This is a genomic window from Flavobacterium akiainvivens (assembly GCF_001278115.1).
Lineage (GTDB): Bacteria > Bacteroidota > Bacteroidia > Flavobacteriales > Flavobacteriaceae > Flavobacterium > Flavobacterium akiainvivens.
In genome coordinates, this window is the sequence record NZ_LIYD01000005.1 from 1,930,045 (window position 1) to 1,948,509 (window position 18,465).

Here is an 18,465-nt window from a genome sequence, read left to right on the forward strand (position 1 = left end):
GTGTGTTTGTAATAAAATGTGGAATGAGGTTGTTATTATTGCCCGTAATATGAGTTAGGGCCGTGCTTGCGCTCGTAGTGCTTTTTAATGAGTGCATCTTTAAGCTTAGGCGCCTGCGGGTTGATTTGTTCTGTTAAAAGTGCCATTTGCGCAACGGTTTCTAACACCGCGCTGTTGTAAACGGCTTTGTGCGGGGTTTTGCCCCAGGTAAACGGTGCGTGGTTGCCCACCAGTATCATCTCTACCTCTTCATAGCTAATACCCCTTTCGGCGAAGCAGTTCATAATCTGGAAGCCCGTTTCATATTCATAATCGCCTTTAATCATTTCGTCGTCCATAGGTGGCGCACAAGGGATGTCTACCGTAAGGTGGTCGGCGTGTGTAGTGCCAAAAATAGGGATGTCGCGCTGTGCCTGTGCCCACGCCGTGCCATAAGTGCTGTGCGTGTGTACAATACCGCCTATGTTAGGCCAGTGCTTGTACAGCACCGCATGGGTTTGCGTGTCTGATGACGGCCTTAGGTCGCCCTCAACGGTATTGCCGTCAAAGTCTACAATTACCATACTTTCAGGCGTTAAATCTTCATACGGAACGCCGCTGGGCTTAATGGCAAAAACGCCAAGTTCGCGGTCGGCAGCGCTCACATTGCCAAAGGTAAACAGCACCAGCCCAAGTTTGGGCAGCTGCATATTAGCCTCGTAGGCGCTTTGTTTTATATGCTGGTACTTGCTCATTATGCTAATACAGTTTCTTGTTTTTGATTAACCTGGCTGGCTACAAAACCACCAAGGGCTTTGTACTGGTTGTAACGGTTTTGGTACACCGCAGCGTTTTCAGGGTTCGGGTCATACTCTACGTCAAAGCCACGGCCCATGGCCTCCATAGCGGCTTCTACGTTAGGATAAATACCGGCTACAACCGCTGCAAACATAGCTGCACCAAGGGCGCAGGTGTGCTTAAACTGGTGGATGCGTATGGGCATGCCCAAAACATCTGACATCATTTGCATTACAAACGGCGATTTTTTAGCCACACCACCAATGCCAATGATACCTTTTACAGGAATGCCTTCTTCAATAAAACGGTCTACAATTGCCTTGGCGCCAAAGCAGGTAGCCTCGGCTAGTGCACGGAACACGCGCGGCGCATCGCTGCCAAGGTGAAGGCCTGTAATAGCGCCTTTTACCGCCTGGCTGGCATCGGGTGTGCGGCGGCCGTTAAACCAGTCTATTGCAAGCTCGTTAGTAGTTTCTATGGGGATAAGCGCAGCCTGGCGGCTTAGCTCAGGGATAATTTTTTCTGCAAATTCTTCCTTAAGGGCTTCAGCGGTTGCTGCGTCAATTACCTCGCTCTGGTCCAGCAGGGTTTTAACCGGCCAGCTCAAAATGTTCTTGAACCACGCATAGGTATCGCCAAATGCCGACTGGCCTGCCTCAAGGCCTGCCATACCCGGAATAACCGAACCGTTTACCTGTCCGCAGATACCGGCAACAAGTTTACCTTCAATATCGGCCTCCGGTGCCACAAGAATGTCACACGTAGAAGTACCCATAACTTTGCTCAGGTGGTACGGCTCTATCTGTCCGCCCACGGCGCCCATGTGCGCATCAAAAGCACCCACGCCTATTACCACATCGGTGCTAAGGCCCAGTTTTGCAGCCCATTCCGCGCTAAGCGTTCCGGCAGCTACATCGCTGGTGTAGGTATCAACAAAAAGTTTATCGGTAATGCCGTCAAGAACCGGGTCAAGGCTTGAGAAGAATTCCTGTGGCGGTAGCCCGTTAAATTCTTCTGCCCAAAGTGCCTTGTGGCCCGCGGCGCAACGGCTGCGTTTTATTTTGGTAACATCGTTTCCGCCGGTAAGAAGGAACGGAATCCAGTCGCAGTGCTCTACCCACGAGTGCAGGGCTTCGGCAACAGCCTTATCGGCCCTTACCGTTCTTAGCAATTTTGCCCAGAACCACTCAGATGAATAGATACCGCCTACATATTTAAGGTAATTGGTGTCAAATTTAGTGGCGTGTTCGTTGATTTCGGCAGCCTCGTTAAGCGCAGTATGGTCTTTCCACAGCACAAACATGGCGTGCGGGTTTTCTTCAAACCCGGGCATAAGCGCCAGCGGCGTACCCGTAGCATCTACCGCAACAGGCGTAGAACCCGTAGTATCTACAGATAAGCCTTTTACGTTTTTGGCAATTTCTTCGCCACCTGCAAGGGCAATACACTCTTTAATGGTGTTTTCAAGCCCCTCTATATAATCAAGCGGGTGCTGGCGGAACTGGCTTTCTACCGGCTTGCAGTACAGGCCTTTTTGCCAGCGCGGGTAGTTGTATACTGATGATGCAAGCTCTTGTCCGTTAGCTGCATCTACTATTACTGATCGTACCGAATCGGAACCATAGTCTACCCCGATTACATACTTTTTATCGCTCATAATTATACCAAAATTAATAAGTGTCGAAATAACACTAATTTTTTGATAAAAACAAATGTATTTCAAAAAATTTTCTTCAAAAAAACATTTGCGTAATTATCAAAATCTGAAAAAAATCATCAATACAACGTTGTAACCTTGCTTCTTAAGGATTTCTTAAAAATAAATGTATAAATATACACTAATAAATAATATGGATAATTAAACTGTTATTAATATTATTGCAGTCTTAAACTACATTTAATACTTCCACATATACGTATGCATAAGCCAAAAGTGTACCGCAGCGCGGTGGGTGCCATGTTTTTTATGGCCGGAATTTGTTTTTCAAGCTGGGCATCGCGCATTGCCACCATACAGGAAAAGCACGGCCTTAACGAAGCCGAACTGGGCACTGTGCTGTTTGCCATTCCCGTGGGGCTCATGCTGTCTTTACCCATTGCCAGCTGGGCCATTGCAAAAGTAGGCAGCCGCCTGGTACTGGCCGTAGCACTTACCTTGTATGCGCTTACGCTGATAGCCCTTGGCTTTGCGCCGAATGTTTTTACACTAACCGCCTGCCTTGTGGTGTTTGGCCTGGGCAGTAATGCCGTAAACGTATCAGTCAACACGCAGGCCGTGGCTACCGAGGCCATGTACCCCAAGCCTATCCTGGCTTCCTTTCATGGGTTGTGGAGCCTTGCGGGTTTTCTGGGTGCGGGCGTAGGCACACTCATGATTGGCCAGGAAGTATCGCCACAGGTACATTTTATCATCATGACGTGTATCATAATCGTGAGCATATTCATTTGCTGGCGCTACCTGCATAACGACAAACAGCCTGTTGGCGGCGGCGGAAAGGTATTTGTAATGCCCGATAAGTCGCTTATTATATTAGGACTCATAGCCTTATGCTCTATGGTGGTAGAAGGCGCCATGTTTGACTGGACTACCATTTACTTTAAAAAAGCCGTGGGCGCAAGCAAAGCCTGGGAGGGCGCCGGTTACACCGCAGGTATGTGCTTTATGGCCGCCGGGCGTTTTGTAGCCGATGGTTTTAGCCACCGTTTCGGGTTAAAGCGCACCCTGCAGGTTAGCGGCGCACTGAGCATGACGGGACTACTCATTGCCGTTATTTTCCCACAGCTGGTGCCTGCCATTATAGGGTTTATGTTTGTAGGCGCGGGTATATCGAGCGTGGTACCCATGATTTACAGCGCAGCAGGGCGCAGTACTACCATGCAGCCGGGTGCCGCCATTGCAGCCGTAAGCACCATAAGTTTTGTTGGCTTCCTTATTGGCCCGCCGGTTATAGGCATACTTGCCGAGATTTTCAGTTTAAGGATATCGTTTACCTTCCTTGCATTAATGGCCGCGCTGGTGGTGGTGTTTACGTCGAGGGCAAAGATTTAAGAGCCTCTCCCCAACCCCTCTCCAAGGGAGAGGGGCTCCACTCTGCCGTTAATGCCCAACATTTTAATTAAGGCTTGCATTTAATTCGTTTCTAATAATTTTGAGTGAAGCTCGCCCCTCTCCCTTGGAGAGGGGTTGGGGAGAGGCTAATATTTTATCGAAAACGATTTTTTCCTTCCACTTTTTACACTACTTTTATAAATGTAAACCAAACACTTATTATATGTATAAAAAGTATTGCGGTGGCGCGCTGCTGGCACTGTTAGTTGCAGCCTGCTCCCCCACAAAAAAAACGGCTTTTGCCAAAGACGAATTTAAAGAATGGGCACAAACCCCGCCCATGGGCTGGAACAGCTGGGACTGCTATGGCCCTACCGTTGAAGAACACGAAGTTAAGGCCAATGCCGATTATATGGCCAAAGAACTTAAAAGCTACGGCTGGGAATATGTGGTGGTAGACATCCGCTGGTTTGTTGAGAACGACAAGGCAGGCGGCTACAACCAGACCAACCCTATTTATGTGATTGACCAGTACGGGCGCTACCAGCCTGCTACCAACCGTTTTCCATCTGCCAAGGGCGAAAAGGGCTTTAAAGAACTGGCCGACTACGTGCACAGCAAAGGCCTGAAATTTGGCATACACATTATGCGCGGCATTCCTAAAAAGGCGGTAGAAGAAAAAATGCCCATTAAAGGCACCAACGGCATTACGGCCGACCAGATTTACAGCACCGAACTGCAATGCGAATGGCTGAAAGACAACTACACTATTGTTGCCAGCAAGCCCGGCGCACAGGAATACTACAACTCGATATTCGAACTGTATGCCGCATGGGGCGTTGACTTTATTAAGATAGACGACCTTTCAAGGCCGTACCATGAGGGCGAGATTAACCTTATACGCAACGCCATTGACAACTGCGGGCGCAAAATTGTGCTGAGCACTTCTCCGGGCGAAACACCTGTTGAAAAAGCAGCACATGTAAAGTCGCACGCTAATATGTGGCGCATGGTTGATGATGTTTGGGATACCTGGCCGCACATTACCCACCTTATGGAAGTCTGCCAAAAATGGTACCCGTACATTGCCCCGGGCACCTGGCCGGATTGCGATATGATTCCCCTTGGGCGCATATCGGTGCGCGGCGAGCGTGGCGAAGACCGCATGACACGCTTAACCAAAGACGAACAGTACACGCTTATGACGCTGTTTACCATTTTCCGTTCTCCCCTGTTCTTTGGCGGCGACTTGCCGAGTAACGATGCTTTTACAAAATCGCTACTTACCAATAAAGACGTGCTTAAAATGCACAGCGAAAGCACCGCAGTAAAGCAATTGTTCCAAAAAGATGGTAAAGTGGCCATTACGTCTAAAAACAGTAAGACCGGCGAAACTTACCTGGCTATCTTTAATATGTCTGACACGCCTAACGTAAATGTACAGGTAAACCTTGCTGAACTGGGCGTTAAAGAAGGCGCTGAAATTACCGATATGTGGAGTGGTAAATCACTTGGCAAGGCATCGGCTCAGTTTGCACAGCCCCTTGCACCCCATGCAAGTACGCTTATAAAAATCAGTAAATAACAGCTATAACCAAACACTCATCATAATGTATAAAATGTATTGCGGCGGGGCGTTGCTGGCCCTGCTTATGGCTTCCTGCTCAACCGGCAGTAAAACAAATGACAGCCTTAACAGCCCTGACAACAACCTAACAGTAGACTTTGGCGTAAATGCCAAGCAACAGGCCTGGTATCTTGTAAAACGCAACAGCCAGGTAGTAATAGACACCTCATCACTGGGCCTTGTGCGCAAAGATGCCGATTTTAGCAAGGCACTTAAAGTGGCTGATATCTCAGAATCGGAAAAAGTAGAAGACACATACACCATGCTTACCGGCAAGGCTAAAGATATTACTTACAGTGCCAACCAAAAAACCCTGCACCTTGAAAATGCAGGCGGCCAAAAGATGGATATCGTCTTTAACGTGTCAAACGACGGTGTGGCGTTTAAGTATAAATTCCCCGAAACATCGGGCGATGTGAAATACATTACCGACGAGAAAACGGCTTATAACTTTAAATCTTCTACCAAAGCATGGCTTCAGCCCATGAGCAAGGCTAAAAGCGGCTGGGAAGGCTGTAACCCGGCGTATGAAGAATACTACCAGATGGATGTGCCTGTAAATGCCACATCGCCCATTGGCGAAGGCTGGATTTATCCTGCGCTGTTTAAAGACGGCGATACATGGGTATCGGTTTCAGAAACAGAATTGGGCAGCAACTACTGCGCCACGCACCTTAAATATGACGAGGCAGAGAAGGCCATGAAAGTGGTATTCCCGCAGCCGGAAGAGGTATTTGCCAAAGGCGCCGCCCTTAACCCCGAAAGCAAGCTGCCGTGGGAAACCCCGTGGCGCATTTTAGCCATTGGCGACCTGCAAACCGTGGCACAATCTACCCTGGGCACTGACCTGGCTGATAAAGCCGTTACTACCGACGTAGCCTTTGTACAGCCGGGCATTTCGTCTTGGAGCTGGGCCATACTTAAAGATGATTCGGTTAACTATGATACCACTAAACAATTTATAGACTACGCCCACCAAATGAAATGGCCGTACTGCCTTATTGATGCAGGCTGGGACTGGCGCATTGGCATCGATAAAATAAAAGAGCTGGTGGCCTACGCCAAAGAGCGCAACGTAAAACTGATACTTTGGTACAACTCGGCAGGCGACTGGAACACGGTTAAGTACACGCCTAAAGACCGTTTCCTTACCGAGGAAAGCCGCGAAAAAGAGTTTAAATGGCTGCACGACATGGGCATTGCCGGCGTTAAGATCGACTTTTTTGGCGGCGATGGCCAAAGCATGATTGCCTATTACCATGACATACTGAAGTCGGCATTAAAGCACAAAATACTGGTTAACTTTCACGGGGCTACCCTGCCGCGCGGCTGGCAGCGCACCTACCCTAACCTTATGACGGCTGAGGCCATTAAAGGTTTTGAATTCATATCGTTTGAACAAAATGTGGCCGATGCAGCCCCGCAACACTGCGCCATGCTGCCCTTTGGCCGTAACCTGTATGACCCTATGGACTTCACGCCTATGAGCCTTGATGTAATACCAAACATCAACCGCCGCAGTACAGCCGCTTTTGAGCTGGCACTGCCTACCCTGTTCCTTTCGGGTGTACAGCATTTGGCTGAAATTCCGGAAGGCATGGCTAAGCAGCCCGATTATGTGGTAAACTACCTTAAAGATATACCTGCCGCCTGGGATGAAACCAAGCTCCTGGCCGGCTATCCCGGTAAAGATGTGGTTATGGCACGCCGCAAGGGCACAACCTGGTACATAACCGGCATTAACGGCGAAAACAAAGCCAAAACCCTTGATATAGACCTGAGCTTTATTAAAAAGGATGGTTTTATAATTACCGATGGCGCTACCGATAAGTGGGAATCCAAAACGGTAAAACCGGGTAAAACTACAGCATCATTTAAACCATACGGCGGATTTGTAATGAAGTTTTAACAAATAAATACTGCAAATTTTTAATTTATGGGAGTCGAAAGGCTCCCATTTTTGTTTTAATACAATTGTAAATTTTATTTACAATTTTTTATTAGGAAAATTGAATGTTAAGCTGTTATCATATAATAAACCAATCGAAATATGAAAAACACATTACACGCCATTCTGTTATTTTTATTTATTACCCCTGTATTTTCTCAAGACTACTCCTGGCAATGGGCTACCCGCGGTGGCGGCACTAAAAGTTCGCCTGCCGAAAGCGTCTCCGGTTACGACTTTACGAGTGAACAAATTAATGATATAGTAGTAGACAACGATAACAACTATTATTTTTTAGCCTACATGACACAACAAAATACCGAATATGACGGCCTGCCCATACCGGTATACAATGCACCACAGGGCAATACCGGTGGTATTGATATTGTGCTTATTTCCACCACGTGCGACGGCACCCTGCGGTGGACACAAACCATAGGCGGGGGCTATAACGATTTTAGTTACAAGCTGGGGCTTGATAACAACGGCGGCCTGTACCTTTCGGCTTATGTAATGAACCTCTCTGCACCGGGACAAATGTATTTACCGCCCCATTTTTCGCCCAATGTTGCATTGCCGGAAGGTGAAAACAACTTAGACCCGCAGGAAGGGCGCAAAACTGCCGCCGTGGTTAAGTACAATACCCAGGACGGTGCACTTGTATGGTACAAAATGCTGCAGGGCGCTGTAAGCCCCACTTACATGTCGTCTATTATAAGCAATATAATTGTAGACACCGACGGCAACCTCCGGGTACTGGTGGGCCTGTACAGGGGTACACACCTTGACGGGCAGGTAACCGTACCGGATAGTTTTACCAACACTACCCAGTTTTATATTGTTAAATTAAGCCCTGAAGGCGAATACCTTGATGTAACTGAGCTGCCCATGCAGGGTGTGTTAGAGATGTCTCAGTTTTGCTTTAATTATGATGAAAACCTCAACCGGTATTATATAGCAGGCTTCAGGACCTACCCAGGCTACAACACCCTTATGCCTACAACCTATGGCGGGGTAGACTTTACAAAAAGCGTTTTTATTCTGGCCCTTGAAGAAGACGGCACCGAAATATGGCGCGTGGAAGAAGTAAACAGTGCGGGTTTAAATGCCACCCAGTTACAGGCTTTTGTTATTGATGACGATTCAAACCTATACCTTGTCGGAAAATATTTCAGGGTATTCGACACAGTAGTATCGTTAGGCAATTACACCTTTCCATCTACACTGGGCAATGTGGTGTATGTACTTAAAATGGCACCCGATGGCACCGTTATATGGGGTACCTCGCCGCAAACCGAAACCTCCTCTAACTTTATTTATGACATTGCCATTAACGGCGATGAAATTGCCGTTGCTACCGAGATGTTTCAGCAAACCTGGGACGACATAACCATAAACCGCGGGCAGAATTACCTTACCGACCCGGTTATCCTCCGCATAAACAAAGAAACCGGCAATGCTTTTGCCATACACGATGTTAAGGGACCCTTTGGCTTTAAAGATTCTTTTACCGCCATAGCTACTGATAAAGACGGGAACTATATTACCGGCGGTTACTTCCGCAGCCAGCTTTTTACCGATGCCGAAGATGGGATAGAAACCCTTGAAAAAGTAAACAACATTACCAGTTTTACCGATTTTTTTATAGCCAAGCTTGCCAAAGTGCCCTGCGGGACGGGCACAACTACAGGCCTTAACGAAAACAGCCTGCAACAGCTTAAGGTATATCCTAACCCGGCACATAATACCATAGAATTTGAAAGCACTAAAGAAATTGCATCATACACCCTTACAAACATGCTGGGGCAAACCCTGCTTAAAGGCAGCCTTAACAGCAACAAGGGCAGTATAAACATACAGGCGCTACCGGTGGGCAACTATGTGCTTGCACTTAAAGCCACCACAGGAAAAGTAACCACGCAGCAAGTAATTAAAATGTAACGGGTTGCAACAAAAGAAATTAAAGGGGTATGGTTTTAAATCATACCTCTTTTTGCATAATAAAAAAGCCGGTGCTAAAACACCGGCTTTACAGATAATTGCTAAACATTAACCCTTTGTAATAAATATCAACCCAAATAACGTTTATTACGCGTTTAGAAACTAACCCAATTACTTTTATATTTCTCATTGATAATCGATGGCAGTCATTCGTCTATCATCTATTATCTTTAATCTATTCTCTCTACAGCTACTTTACAGAAAACTTATACGTAGTTTTAGTGGTATACTTCTCTCCCGGTTTCAACACCGTGGTAGGGAAAGACGGCTGGTTAGGGCTATCAGGGTAGTGTTGTGTTTCAAGACACAGGCCACTGCGCTTTTGATACTTGCCACCTGTTTTGCTGTCTTTTGTACCATCTATAAAGTTACCGCTATAAAACTGTATGGCGGGCTCTGTTGTGTATACCTGCATAAAACGGCCCGACTCCTTATCATACAGGCTGCCTATTTCTTTAAGGCTGTTAGACGCATCGTCAAAAATCCAGCAGTGGTCATACCCCAGGCCTTTTTTAAGCTGGTCATCGGCCACATTAATGTCTTTGCCTATGGTCTTAGCCTTAGTAAAGTCAAACGGCGTACCGGCCACAGCCTTAAGCTCGCCCGTAGGGATAAGCGTGCCATCTACCGGAAGGAATTTACCCGCCTTAAGCTCCAGTTCCTGGCTTTCTATGCTCTTGCTAAAATCACCCGAAAGGTTAAAATATGAGTGCTGCGTTAAGTTTACCACAGTAGCCTTATCGGTTTCAGCCTCATAAGCTATGGCAAGCTCGTTAGCATTGGTAAGCGTGTAGGTAACCGTTACTTTCAGGTTGCCCGGATAGCCTTCCTCGCCATCTTTAGCAGTATAGGTAAGCTTTAAGCCCGGCTCATCGCCTTCAACAGGCGTGGCGTCCCATACTCTTTTATCAAAACCTTTACCTCCGTGCAGGCTGTTAGGCCCGTCGTTTACGGTAAGCTGGTAGTCTTTTCCGTCAAGCGTAAACTTGCCCTTTGCAATCCTGTTTCCGTAGCGGCCTATTACAGCACCAAAGAAATACGGGTTGCCGTCAAGGTACAGGTCTGGCGTGGTGTAGCCCAGCACCACATCGGCAAACTTACCGTTCTTATCGGGCGCGGTTAACGAAAGTATATCGCCACCCATGGTAATTACCTCTATGGTCATGCCATTGGCATTGGTAAGCGTATACTTTTCAACCTTTACACCATCTTTAGTAGTGGCATAATCGCTTTTAACTATAGAACTTTTAGCTTTAGCTTCGGTGGTTGGTTGCATATCCTCTTTTTTTTCGTCTTTACAACTTAAAAGCATCAGGCTGCACATAAGCAGGCAAACGCCCTGTTTAATTGTTTTCATGGTTTGGTTGTTTAGTTATTACTCCCCTACCGTTATGCCTTTAAGAAATCGTTGTAACAACATAACAAATATAGGATTTATTTTAAATAAATGTAATTTTTACACTTTTTATTTTTACTTGATCTTAACCCTGAATACCACTACGGCCTGGGCAGGTATTTCAACGTCAATTTTGCTGCCGTTTAGCGTAAAGGTACTGGTTTTTGGAGTTACTTTTTCTGATGTAAAATTGTTTTCAGCCTGCAGGTCGTCGCTTTGAAGCATAATCATCTTACCCTCTTTAGCCAGTTTTTTACCTTTAACAGCAATATCTGTTTTTTGGGCTTTGGCTGTTGTATTTACCACTTTAACAATAACCTCGCCTGTTGCTGCATCAGTCACCGCAGTGGCATACATACCGTTTTGCCCGGTAATGGCCTTGCCTCCTGTAGTAATGCTTACCAAATCAGTACCCGGGTTTTGGCCGTACAGCTGCTGTACATAGTAGTTAGGTGTAGCAAAGCTGTTTAGGTTGTCTACCCAAATAAGGTCGGGCGTCCACTGCCAGCCTTCCACGTGGGCAAAAAGCGGTGCATAGCTCGTCATGTGTACAACCTCAGCATTACGCTCAAGGCCGGTCATAAAGGCGGCTTCGCTAAGGGCGGCCTCCCAGTTGTTTTTGTTTTCAGGGCTTGCAATGGCTACAGTTTGTGCAGCATATTCACCTGCAAACACTTTAGGGCCTTTGCGGTCATAATTATCATAACGGGTTACGTTTTGCTTAAACCACTCCGGCTTGGCATAGTAGTGCTCGTCTATAATCTGGGCGTTAAGGGCTTTCAGTTCTTTCCAGGCATAATCAAAATGCTCGCCTGTAGGGAACGGCCCGCTGGTAGAAATAATCTTGATGTTAGGATATTTAGCGTGTATGGCTTTTTCAAACACCTTGTAGCGCTCTATATAATCAGGGCCCCACTGCTCATTACCCACACCTATAAACTTAAGGTTAAAAGGCTGTGGGTGGCCCATTTCGGCGCGTTTTTTACCCCATGTTGTGGTAACAGCGCCGTTGGCAAACTCAATAAGGTCTACGGCATCCTGCACAAACGGGTCAAGCTCGGCCATTGGGGCAAGCTCGCCTGTGTTAAACTGGCAGGCAATACCGCAGCTCAGTACCGGTAGCGGCTCTGCACCCAGGTCTTCCGAAAGCTGGAAGTACTCAAAGAAACCAAGGCCAAACGTTTGGAAATAATCCGGGGTTTGCTTGTGGCCAAACTCAACATTCCAGCGGTTTATAATCATTTCGCGGTCTTCAACAGGGCCAATGCTTTTTTTCCACTGGTAGCGCTGCTCAAGCGTGCGCCCCTCTACAATACATCCACCGGGAAAACGCAGGAAGCCCGGGTTAAGGTCATACAGCTTTTGCGCCATGTCTTTGCGCAGGCCGTTTTCCCTGCCGTTCCACGTATCTTTAGGGAAAATGGAAATCATATCCATATTAAAAACGCCTGTGTTGTCAAACGTAATTTTAAGCTGCCCTTTGGCATCGGTCTTCGTGGCTTTAATCTGGCCTTTGTAGGTTTTCCAGTCTTTACCGCTTACGCTAATGGTAGTTTCGCCAATAACGCCGCCTTTTTCATCAACCAACTGGAATTTTATTTTAGAGATGCTGCCGCTTTGTGCAGCCCCCATAAACGACACATTGTAGGTATCGTTAGCCTTAATGCCCATACCGCGGAAACCCTCGTTAACCAGGCTGTAACCGGCGGCATTGTTTACCTCAACACGAATCATGTGGCGGTTAATTTCTTTCTCGGTCTTGATAACCGTTGCATAACCTGACTTCTCGTTAAGCGAATGCTTGTCGCTATTGGGCTGGCTCCACCCCATCATAGGGTTAGCAAACTCAAACGAGCGGTTTTTAACCAGTTCGGCATACAGGCCGCCATCGGCACCCAGGTTAATATCTTCAAAGAAGATACCATACATGGTGGGCTGTATTTTAACACCGGTGTTTTTTAAATCAAGTACATAGCTGTTTTTCTGTTGGGCAGTGCACAGCAGGCTACCGCTAAGGGCAAGTGCCAGGGCTGCGTTGCTTACAAAGTTTGTTTTCATATTGTGTTTGTTGTTAAAGCTTCTTATTTGGTTTCGGGCAGCCATACTTTCATTTTGCCAATGCCCCTGTTGCTCCATGAGTAATACGGTATGGCTATAAATTTCTGGTTGCCGGTCTTACCTTCTATGGTAAGGATGCCGTTTAGCATTTTAGGCTGTTCCTTAAGTTTAAAGGTTGTTTTATTGTTAATGGTTATGGCGTCTACATTAGCATTATCTGCCTGTTCTACAGTATATACAATAGGCCCATATTCCAGCGATACCTTGCCACGGTCATCGGCAATTTTGTCGCTGGCTACCACCTCGCGCACTTCCATAGGGAAGTCAAGGGTAACCACATCGCCCTTTTTCCAGGTGCGGTTTACTACATAGTAGCCGTCTTTTTCAACACCGGTTACCTTTTTGCCGTTTACGGTAAGGCTTAGCTTACCCGTGTAGGCATCGGCATAGCTGTACAGCCCGCCTGGCATAACCTCATTGCGCGACCAGCCCGGTATGCGGAACTTAACCGTAAATGCACCCTCTTTTTCAGGGGAAACCGTAACCTTAACCTTGCCATTCCACGGGTATTGTGTGGTTTGGCTGATGCTGATTTTTTTACCTTCAAGCTCGGTATCGGCAGTGCTCGACATATACAAATTTACATAAAGCACATCTTTTTCGGTAGCATAAATAAGCCCCGGTATAGCCGGAATAAAACGAATAAGGTTGGTTGGGCAGCACGAGCAGTCAAACCAGCCCTGGCGGGTGCAGGCACCGCGGTTAAACAGGTACACACCATCGCTCTCCAGCGCATTAGGGTAAAAGAACTCAGTACCCTTAAGCGAAATGCCGCTTATAAGTCCGTTATACATGGTGCGCTCCAGCACATCATAATATTTTACATCGCCCGTAAGGTTAAACAGGCGGTTGTTCCAGTACACACTGCCTATGGCGGCGCAGGTTTCGTTGTAGGCGGTAAGGTTGGGCAGCTCATAGTTTTCGCCAAAAGCCTCGCCATCGTGCCTTGCCCCAATGCCCCCGGTTATGTAGGTTTTCTTTTCAACCATGTTGTCCCAAAGCTTGTCTATGGCAGTGCGGTACGCCTGGTCTTTATAAATAGCGGCAATATCGGTCATACCGGCATACAGGTATACGGCACGCACGGCATGGCCCACTACTTCATCCTGCTGCGTTACCGGAACGTGATCTTGCGCATAAGCGCCAAACTGTTCTTTTTTGCGCGGGTCTCCCCTGTGGTCAAGGTAAAACTTGGCCAGCTTAAGGTAGTCTTCCTTACCTGTAATCATGTACAGCTTTACAAGGCCGGTTTCTATAATCTGGTGGCCGGGTACTGCCAGTATCTGCCCCGGGTTTTCGCCAAAGGTTTTTACAAACAGGTCGGCATTTTTAAGGGCAATATCTAAAAAGTTGCGCTTGCCGGTAGCCCAGTAGTGCACAGCAGCAGCCTCATACATATGGCCGGCGTTGTACTCTTCGTGGCTCATGTTCATGTATTCCCAGCGTTCGCCTTTTTCTACCTTAACCCACGGTGCAGGCGGCTTGGCCGGGTTTATGGTGCGCCATGTGGTAAGGTAGCCGTCTTTTTCCTGGCCTATTTTTACTATAGAAATAAGCGAATCCAGCAACACCTCGAGCTTGGGGTTTGGTGCGCTAAGCAGTGAGTTAGAGGCACCCTCTATAATTTTGTACACATCGCTGTCGTCAAACGGCATCTGACCGCGCACTTCGCCTTTCATTTGCCCGCCGGCTATAAGGAAGTTTTCAAACCTGCCTTCTTCGCTGCACTTTTGTATGGCATATTCAATGGTTTTTTCCTGTACCTTTTTTATGATGGGCAACCAGAAATCATCGGTCACCTTTACATTTTTAATAGGCACCGGCTGTATGGGGTAAGCCGATAAGCTTTCCTGCGCGTGGGCTGCACCGGCAACGCCAACAAGCAGTAAAAGGCTTAATTTCTTTACTATATTCATTCTTTTTTTGGGTTTGGTTTAATTCATAGGTGCCACTTTAGGCCAGCCGTTTTCCCATGTAATTTCTTTAATGGTAAGCACCGGCCTGCCTTTTTTGGCAATTTCATAAGCGTGGAATACAAGGTAGTCTTTTCCGTTGAATGTGTAGGTACTGTTATGGCCCACACCTGCCCAGTTTTTATTGCCCTCTATTACCAGTGTGCCGCCGCCCTGGTTAAGGTCTTTTCCGTTGGCATCAAGAAAAGGCCCGTGCACGCTCTGGCTGCGGCCTACCACTACTTTATAGGTACTGTTTTCGCCACGGCAGCAGTAATCCCACGACAGGAACAGGTAATAATAGTTGTCTTTCTTAAAAATAAAAGGCGCCTCAAGTGCGGCATCGCCCGGGTTTGCATCCTCAAGGCTAAAGCTGCGCTCACGGCGTGCTACGGTATACCACTCTTCGGGCTGATTGGCAATTTTAGTCAGTTCCGGGGTAAGCTTAACCATTTTAAGCCCATCCCAAAACGAACCGAATGTAAGCCACGGCGTACCTTTTTCGTCTATAACCAGGTTAGGGTCTATGGCGTTCCAAAGGTCGCGGTTGGGTACAGATTGTACTACAATACCATGGTCTGTCCACTTAAAATCCTTACTGGCAGGGTCGAGCGTTTTGTTAGTCGCTACACCTATGGCTGATGTATTTTTTGCGAAAGACGACACCGAGTAGTACAAATAATACTGCCCGTTATGAAACGAAACATCGGGCGCCCAGATGTGGTCTTTAAAATCAGGGGCTACGGTTTTGCCCCATGCAGGAGGGGCATCAAACACCGGTTTTTGCTTTGTCCAGGTTTTCATGTCCTTAGACGAAAATACCGATATGCCGTGCCCGGTGCAAAACAGGTAGTAGGTACCGTTTTGCTGTATCATTACTGGGTCGTGCACAATAGTTTCGCCTATGGGCAGCGCCTCCTGAGAGAGGGCGCTGCCACAAGCTAAAACTAAACTAACCCAAACTAAAATTTTTTTCATACTTATTTTGTTATGCCTTCGGTTGTCATTACCACACGCTTAAGGGTGCCGTCAGGGTTATAAAACAGCCTGTCTATACAAACCGACCTGCGGAAACTGCCGCCATGGGGCTGTAATGCACCGTTGTGGTAAATAAAATACCATTTGCCTTTAAACTCAATAATACTCTGGTGGTTGGTATTGCTGTTACCTGCAATTTCATTCAAAATGCCTTTGTACTCCCACGGGCCTTCAATGCTTTTGCTCATGGCATAGGCAATCTTCTCCGGAAACTCATAGGCATACGACAGGTAAAACCAGTCGCCTTTTTTATGAATCCACGGTGCTTCGGTAAAATGCGGAAGGTCTATAGCGTGTATATCGCCTTCGGTTTCCAGCATATTATCTTTTAGCTTTACATACTTGCACACGGTGTTGCCCCAGTACAGGTATGCCTGGCCGTTGTCTATAAACACGGTTGGGTCTATATCATCCCAGGTTATGCCGGTTTGGGTGGTCATATCGTTAGTAATAAGCGCATGGCCCAGGGCATCTTTAAACGGCCCCGTGGGCGAATCGCTAACCGCCACACCTATTGCCTTGCCGGGAATGGTGGCGTGCTCTACCGTTACATACCAGTAAAATTTGCCGTTGCGCTCTATAACCTGTGCTGCCCATGCATCGCCTTTTGCCCATGCAAAATCAGTCGTTTTAAGCGGAACCGGGTGCTCTTTCCAGGTAACCATATCGGCGCTGGAATATACCACCCATTCGTTCATCTTATAAAAATGGAAATCGTTTGGCGCCTCATCGTGCCCGCCATACAGGTATACCGAATCTTTATACACCAGGGCGGCAGGGTCGCCTATATATTTATCTTTTATTATGGGGTTGTTCTCTACACCGCTGTTGTTGTTTACAACCTGTTTTTGGGATGAACAGGCTAACGTTACTACAGCGCCAAGCACAACCAATACAACTTTCTTCATGGTTTAATTTTGGGAATTAATACATTTTTTTACCCCAGATGGGCTTGCCATCTGCAGTGAGGCCCGATATGGCCAGGGTTACCTTGCGCGGAGACGACTCCCAGTCCCACGAATCAAATACCTTGCACTTAGAGCCGTTTATAAGCACCTCTTTATTGGTATCATCATAGCTCCAGCTGCCGGTCATGCCGCCACCCACGGTGCCGTTTGCATTAAGGCTTACCATAACCGATGTTTGCATGGTTTGGTACTGGTAGTTCATGGTTATAATTTCGTAAGTACCGGCAATGGTTGCCATGGTAAATTCGGTAGCTGGCACACCCGCATAACGCTCCGGCGATACAACGGGCCAGCCATCTGTAGTCCACTGCATTTCGCGCACGTGGCCCATCATTACGGCATTAGAGGCGTTTATGCCCGGCACGTTTGCCGGTAGCCTGCCCTGCGATGCAAAGTACCATTTACCGTTGGCATCATCCTGAAACACCGCGCAGTGCGATATACCCACCCAGCCGGTGTGGTTGTTAAACTTATACGGATGCGTTAGCATAGGCCAGCATTGTGCACCCTGGGTAATATCCTGCCCGTTCATGCCCACATAAGGGCCCTCTATGTTTGTTGACCTTGCCACACGGGTATTATAGGCAATGGATAATTCATCATAAGCAAAAAACAGGTAGTAGTACTGCGTTTGCGGGTTGTAGATAATCTCTGCCCCCTCAAGCGCCTGCCACCTTTCGGTGTTTACATTGCCACGGCCTGCTATGCGTATTCCGTAATCGTCTATAGTATTAAGCTGGGTAGGCTTGCCCGTTGCAGGGTCTACCTGCACGGCAGCAATACCGGTATGCCACGAACCGTAAATAAGCCAGTGCTGGCCGTTTTCGGCTACAATGTAGCTGGGGTCTATGGCGTTAAATTTATAGTAGCCATTCCAGTCGTTAGGGCCATCTCGGTGGTAATCTACCACGCCATCGGGTTCAGAGGTTATAACCATACCTTTGTCTACCCATTGGTTAGAAGCCAGGCTGGTGCTTTCCATCATGCCTATGTAAGGCCTTTCGCCCCAAGAGGCGGCAGGGTCTGTACCGGTAATAAGCTCATCTACCACAATGCTGTAGTACATCCTGAACACATTGCCCACCTTGCGGATGCACGGCGCCCAGTAGCCATACTTAGGGTTATCTATAGGCGGAAGGCCCATTTGTGCCCTGTGGGCATTCATGGTGGTTTTTACCCATGCAGGTGCCTCATCCATAGTAGAACCTATATACTCCCAGTTTATAAGGTCTAAAGAACGCCTTGCATGAAAATGCCCGTGGCCTGCATGTGCATTGCCGTAAGAAGCATCGGTCTGGTACATATAAAAATAGGCGCCGTCTTTAACCACGGTAGGGTCGTGCACGTTAGCCAGGTTCCACTGGCTGCGGTTTTCCCAGCCGGCTATGGGCGTATAGTTATCGGCATAGGTAGGCCCATTAAACACCGGGCCTACGGGTGGGTTATCATCATTATCGGTGCCTCCGGTGGTAGGCTCGTTTTCGTCTTTAGAGCAGCCGGTGGCCACAAGCCCCGCTACCGCAAGGGCAACAAACAGTCTGGTGCCGTTTGCAAACAGCTGCATTGCTTTATTCTTTTTCATAAGCCTGTT

At 47.5% G+C, this 18,465-nt stretch carries 12 protein-coding genes; 4 read left to right on the forward strand and 8 right to left on the reverse strand.

Annotated features, from left to right (window positions below; all coding sequences use genetic code 11):
- Nucleotides 1–35: 35 nt before the first annotated feature.
- The gene (locus tag AM279_RS08570; RefSeq protein WP_054407569.1) at nucleotides 36–734 is read right to left on the reverse strand and encodes an L-ribulose-5-phosphate 4-epimerase; all 699 of its coding nucleotides are present in this window, start codon (nucleotides 732–734) and stop codon (nucleotides 36–38) included.
- Nucleotides 734–2,434 (reverse strand): ribulokinase, encoded by a 1,701-nt coding sequence (locus tag AM279_RS08575; RefSeq protein WP_054407570.1) that lies wholly within the window; start codon nucleotides 2,432–2,434, stop codon nucleotides 734–736. Before AM279_RS08575 ends, AM279_RS08570 begins: the two co-directional genes overlap by 1 nt.
- A 261-nt stretch (nucleotides 2,435–2,695) precedes the next feature.
- Between AM279_RS08575 and AM279_RS08580 the strand changes: the two genes are divergently transcribed.
- The 4 genes from AM279_RS08580 to AM279_RS08595 all read left to right on the forward strand — a co-directional run bounded on the left by AM279_RS08580 (nucleotide 2,696) and on the right by AM279_RS08595 (nucleotide 9,342).
- Nucleotides 2,696–3,826 (forward strand): MFS transporter, encoded by a 1,131-nt coding sequence (locus tag AM279_RS08580; protein WP_054407571.1) that lies wholly within the window; start codon nucleotides 2,696–2,698, stop codon nucleotides 3,824–3,826.
- Nucleotides 3,827–4,049: 223 nt separating this feature from the next.
- Nucleotides 4,050–5,411: a glycoside hydrolase family 27 protein gene (locus AM279_RS08585; protein ID WP_054407572.1), complete on the forward strand. Its 1,362-nt coding sequence runs from the start codon at nucleotides 4,050–4,052 to the stop codon at nucleotides 5,409–5,411.
- 25 nt (nucleotides 5,412–5,436) lie between these two features.
- Nucleotides 5,437–7,362: a glycoside hydrolase family 97 protein gene (locus tag AM279_RS08590; protein ID WP_054407573.1), complete on the forward strand. Its 1,926-nt coding sequence runs from the start codon at nucleotides 5,437–5,439 to the stop codon at nucleotides 7,360–7,362.
- A gap of 141 nt (nucleotides 7,363–7,503) precedes the next feature.
- Entirely contained in the window at nucleotides 7,504–9,342 is a 1,839-nt protein-coding gene (locus AM279_RS08595) for a T9SS type A sorting domain-containing protein (protein WP_054407574.1), read from the forward strand.
- Nucleotides 9,343–9,592: 250 nt separating this feature from the next.
- On the opposite strand, the gene AM279_RS08600 is transcribed toward AM279_RS08595, so the two are convergent.
- From AM279_RS08600 to AM279_RS08625, 6 genes are all read right to left on the reverse strand, one after another.
- Entirely contained in the window at nucleotides 9,593–10,759 is a 1,167-nt protein-coding gene (locus tag AM279_RS08600; protein WP_054407575.1) for an aldose epimerase family protein, read from the reverse strand.
- A gap of 114 nt (nucleotides 10,760–10,873) precedes the next feature.
- Nucleotides 10,874–12,856: an alpha-L-arabinofuranosidase C-terminal domain-containing protein gene (locus AM279_RS08605; protein ID WP_054410212.1), complete on the reverse strand. Its 1,983-nt coding sequence runs from the start codon at nucleotides 12,854–12,856 to the stop codon at nucleotides 10,874–10,876.
- Nucleotides 12,857–12,879: 23 nt separating this feature from the next.
- Complete coding sequence (locus tag AM279_RS08610) at nucleotides 12,880–14,832, reverse strand: glycoside hydrolase family 127 protein (protein ID WP_054407576.1); 1,953 nt, start codon at nucleotides 14,830–14,832, stop codon at nucleotides 12,880–12,882.
- Between the two features lie 18 nt (nucleotides 14,833–14,850).
- Nucleotides 14,851–15,846: an arabinan endo-1,5-alpha-L-arabinosidase gene (locus AM279_RS08615; RefSeq protein ID WP_054407577.1), complete on the reverse strand. Its 996-nt coding sequence runs from the start codon at nucleotides 15,844–15,846 to the stop codon at nucleotides 14,851–14,853.
- Nucleotides 15,847–15,848: 2 nt separating this feature from the next.
- Nucleotides 15,849–16,814 carry a glycoside hydrolase family 43 protein gene (locus AM279_RS08620; RefSeq protein WP_054407578.1) on the reverse strand — a complete coding sequence of 322 codons (966 nt, stop codon included), beginning with the start codon at nucleotides 16,812–16,814 and terminating at the stop codon, nucleotides 15,849–15,851.
- Between the two features lie 16 nt (nucleotides 16,815–16,830).
- Nucleotides 16,831–18,456, reverse strand: coding sequence for an arabinan endo-1,5-alpha-L-arabinosidase (locus tag AM279_RS08625; RefSeq protein WP_054407579.1), 1,626 nt, complete (start codon nucleotides 18,454–18,456; stop codon nucleotides 16,831–16,833).
- Nucleotides 18,457–18,465: the final 9 nt, after the last annotated feature.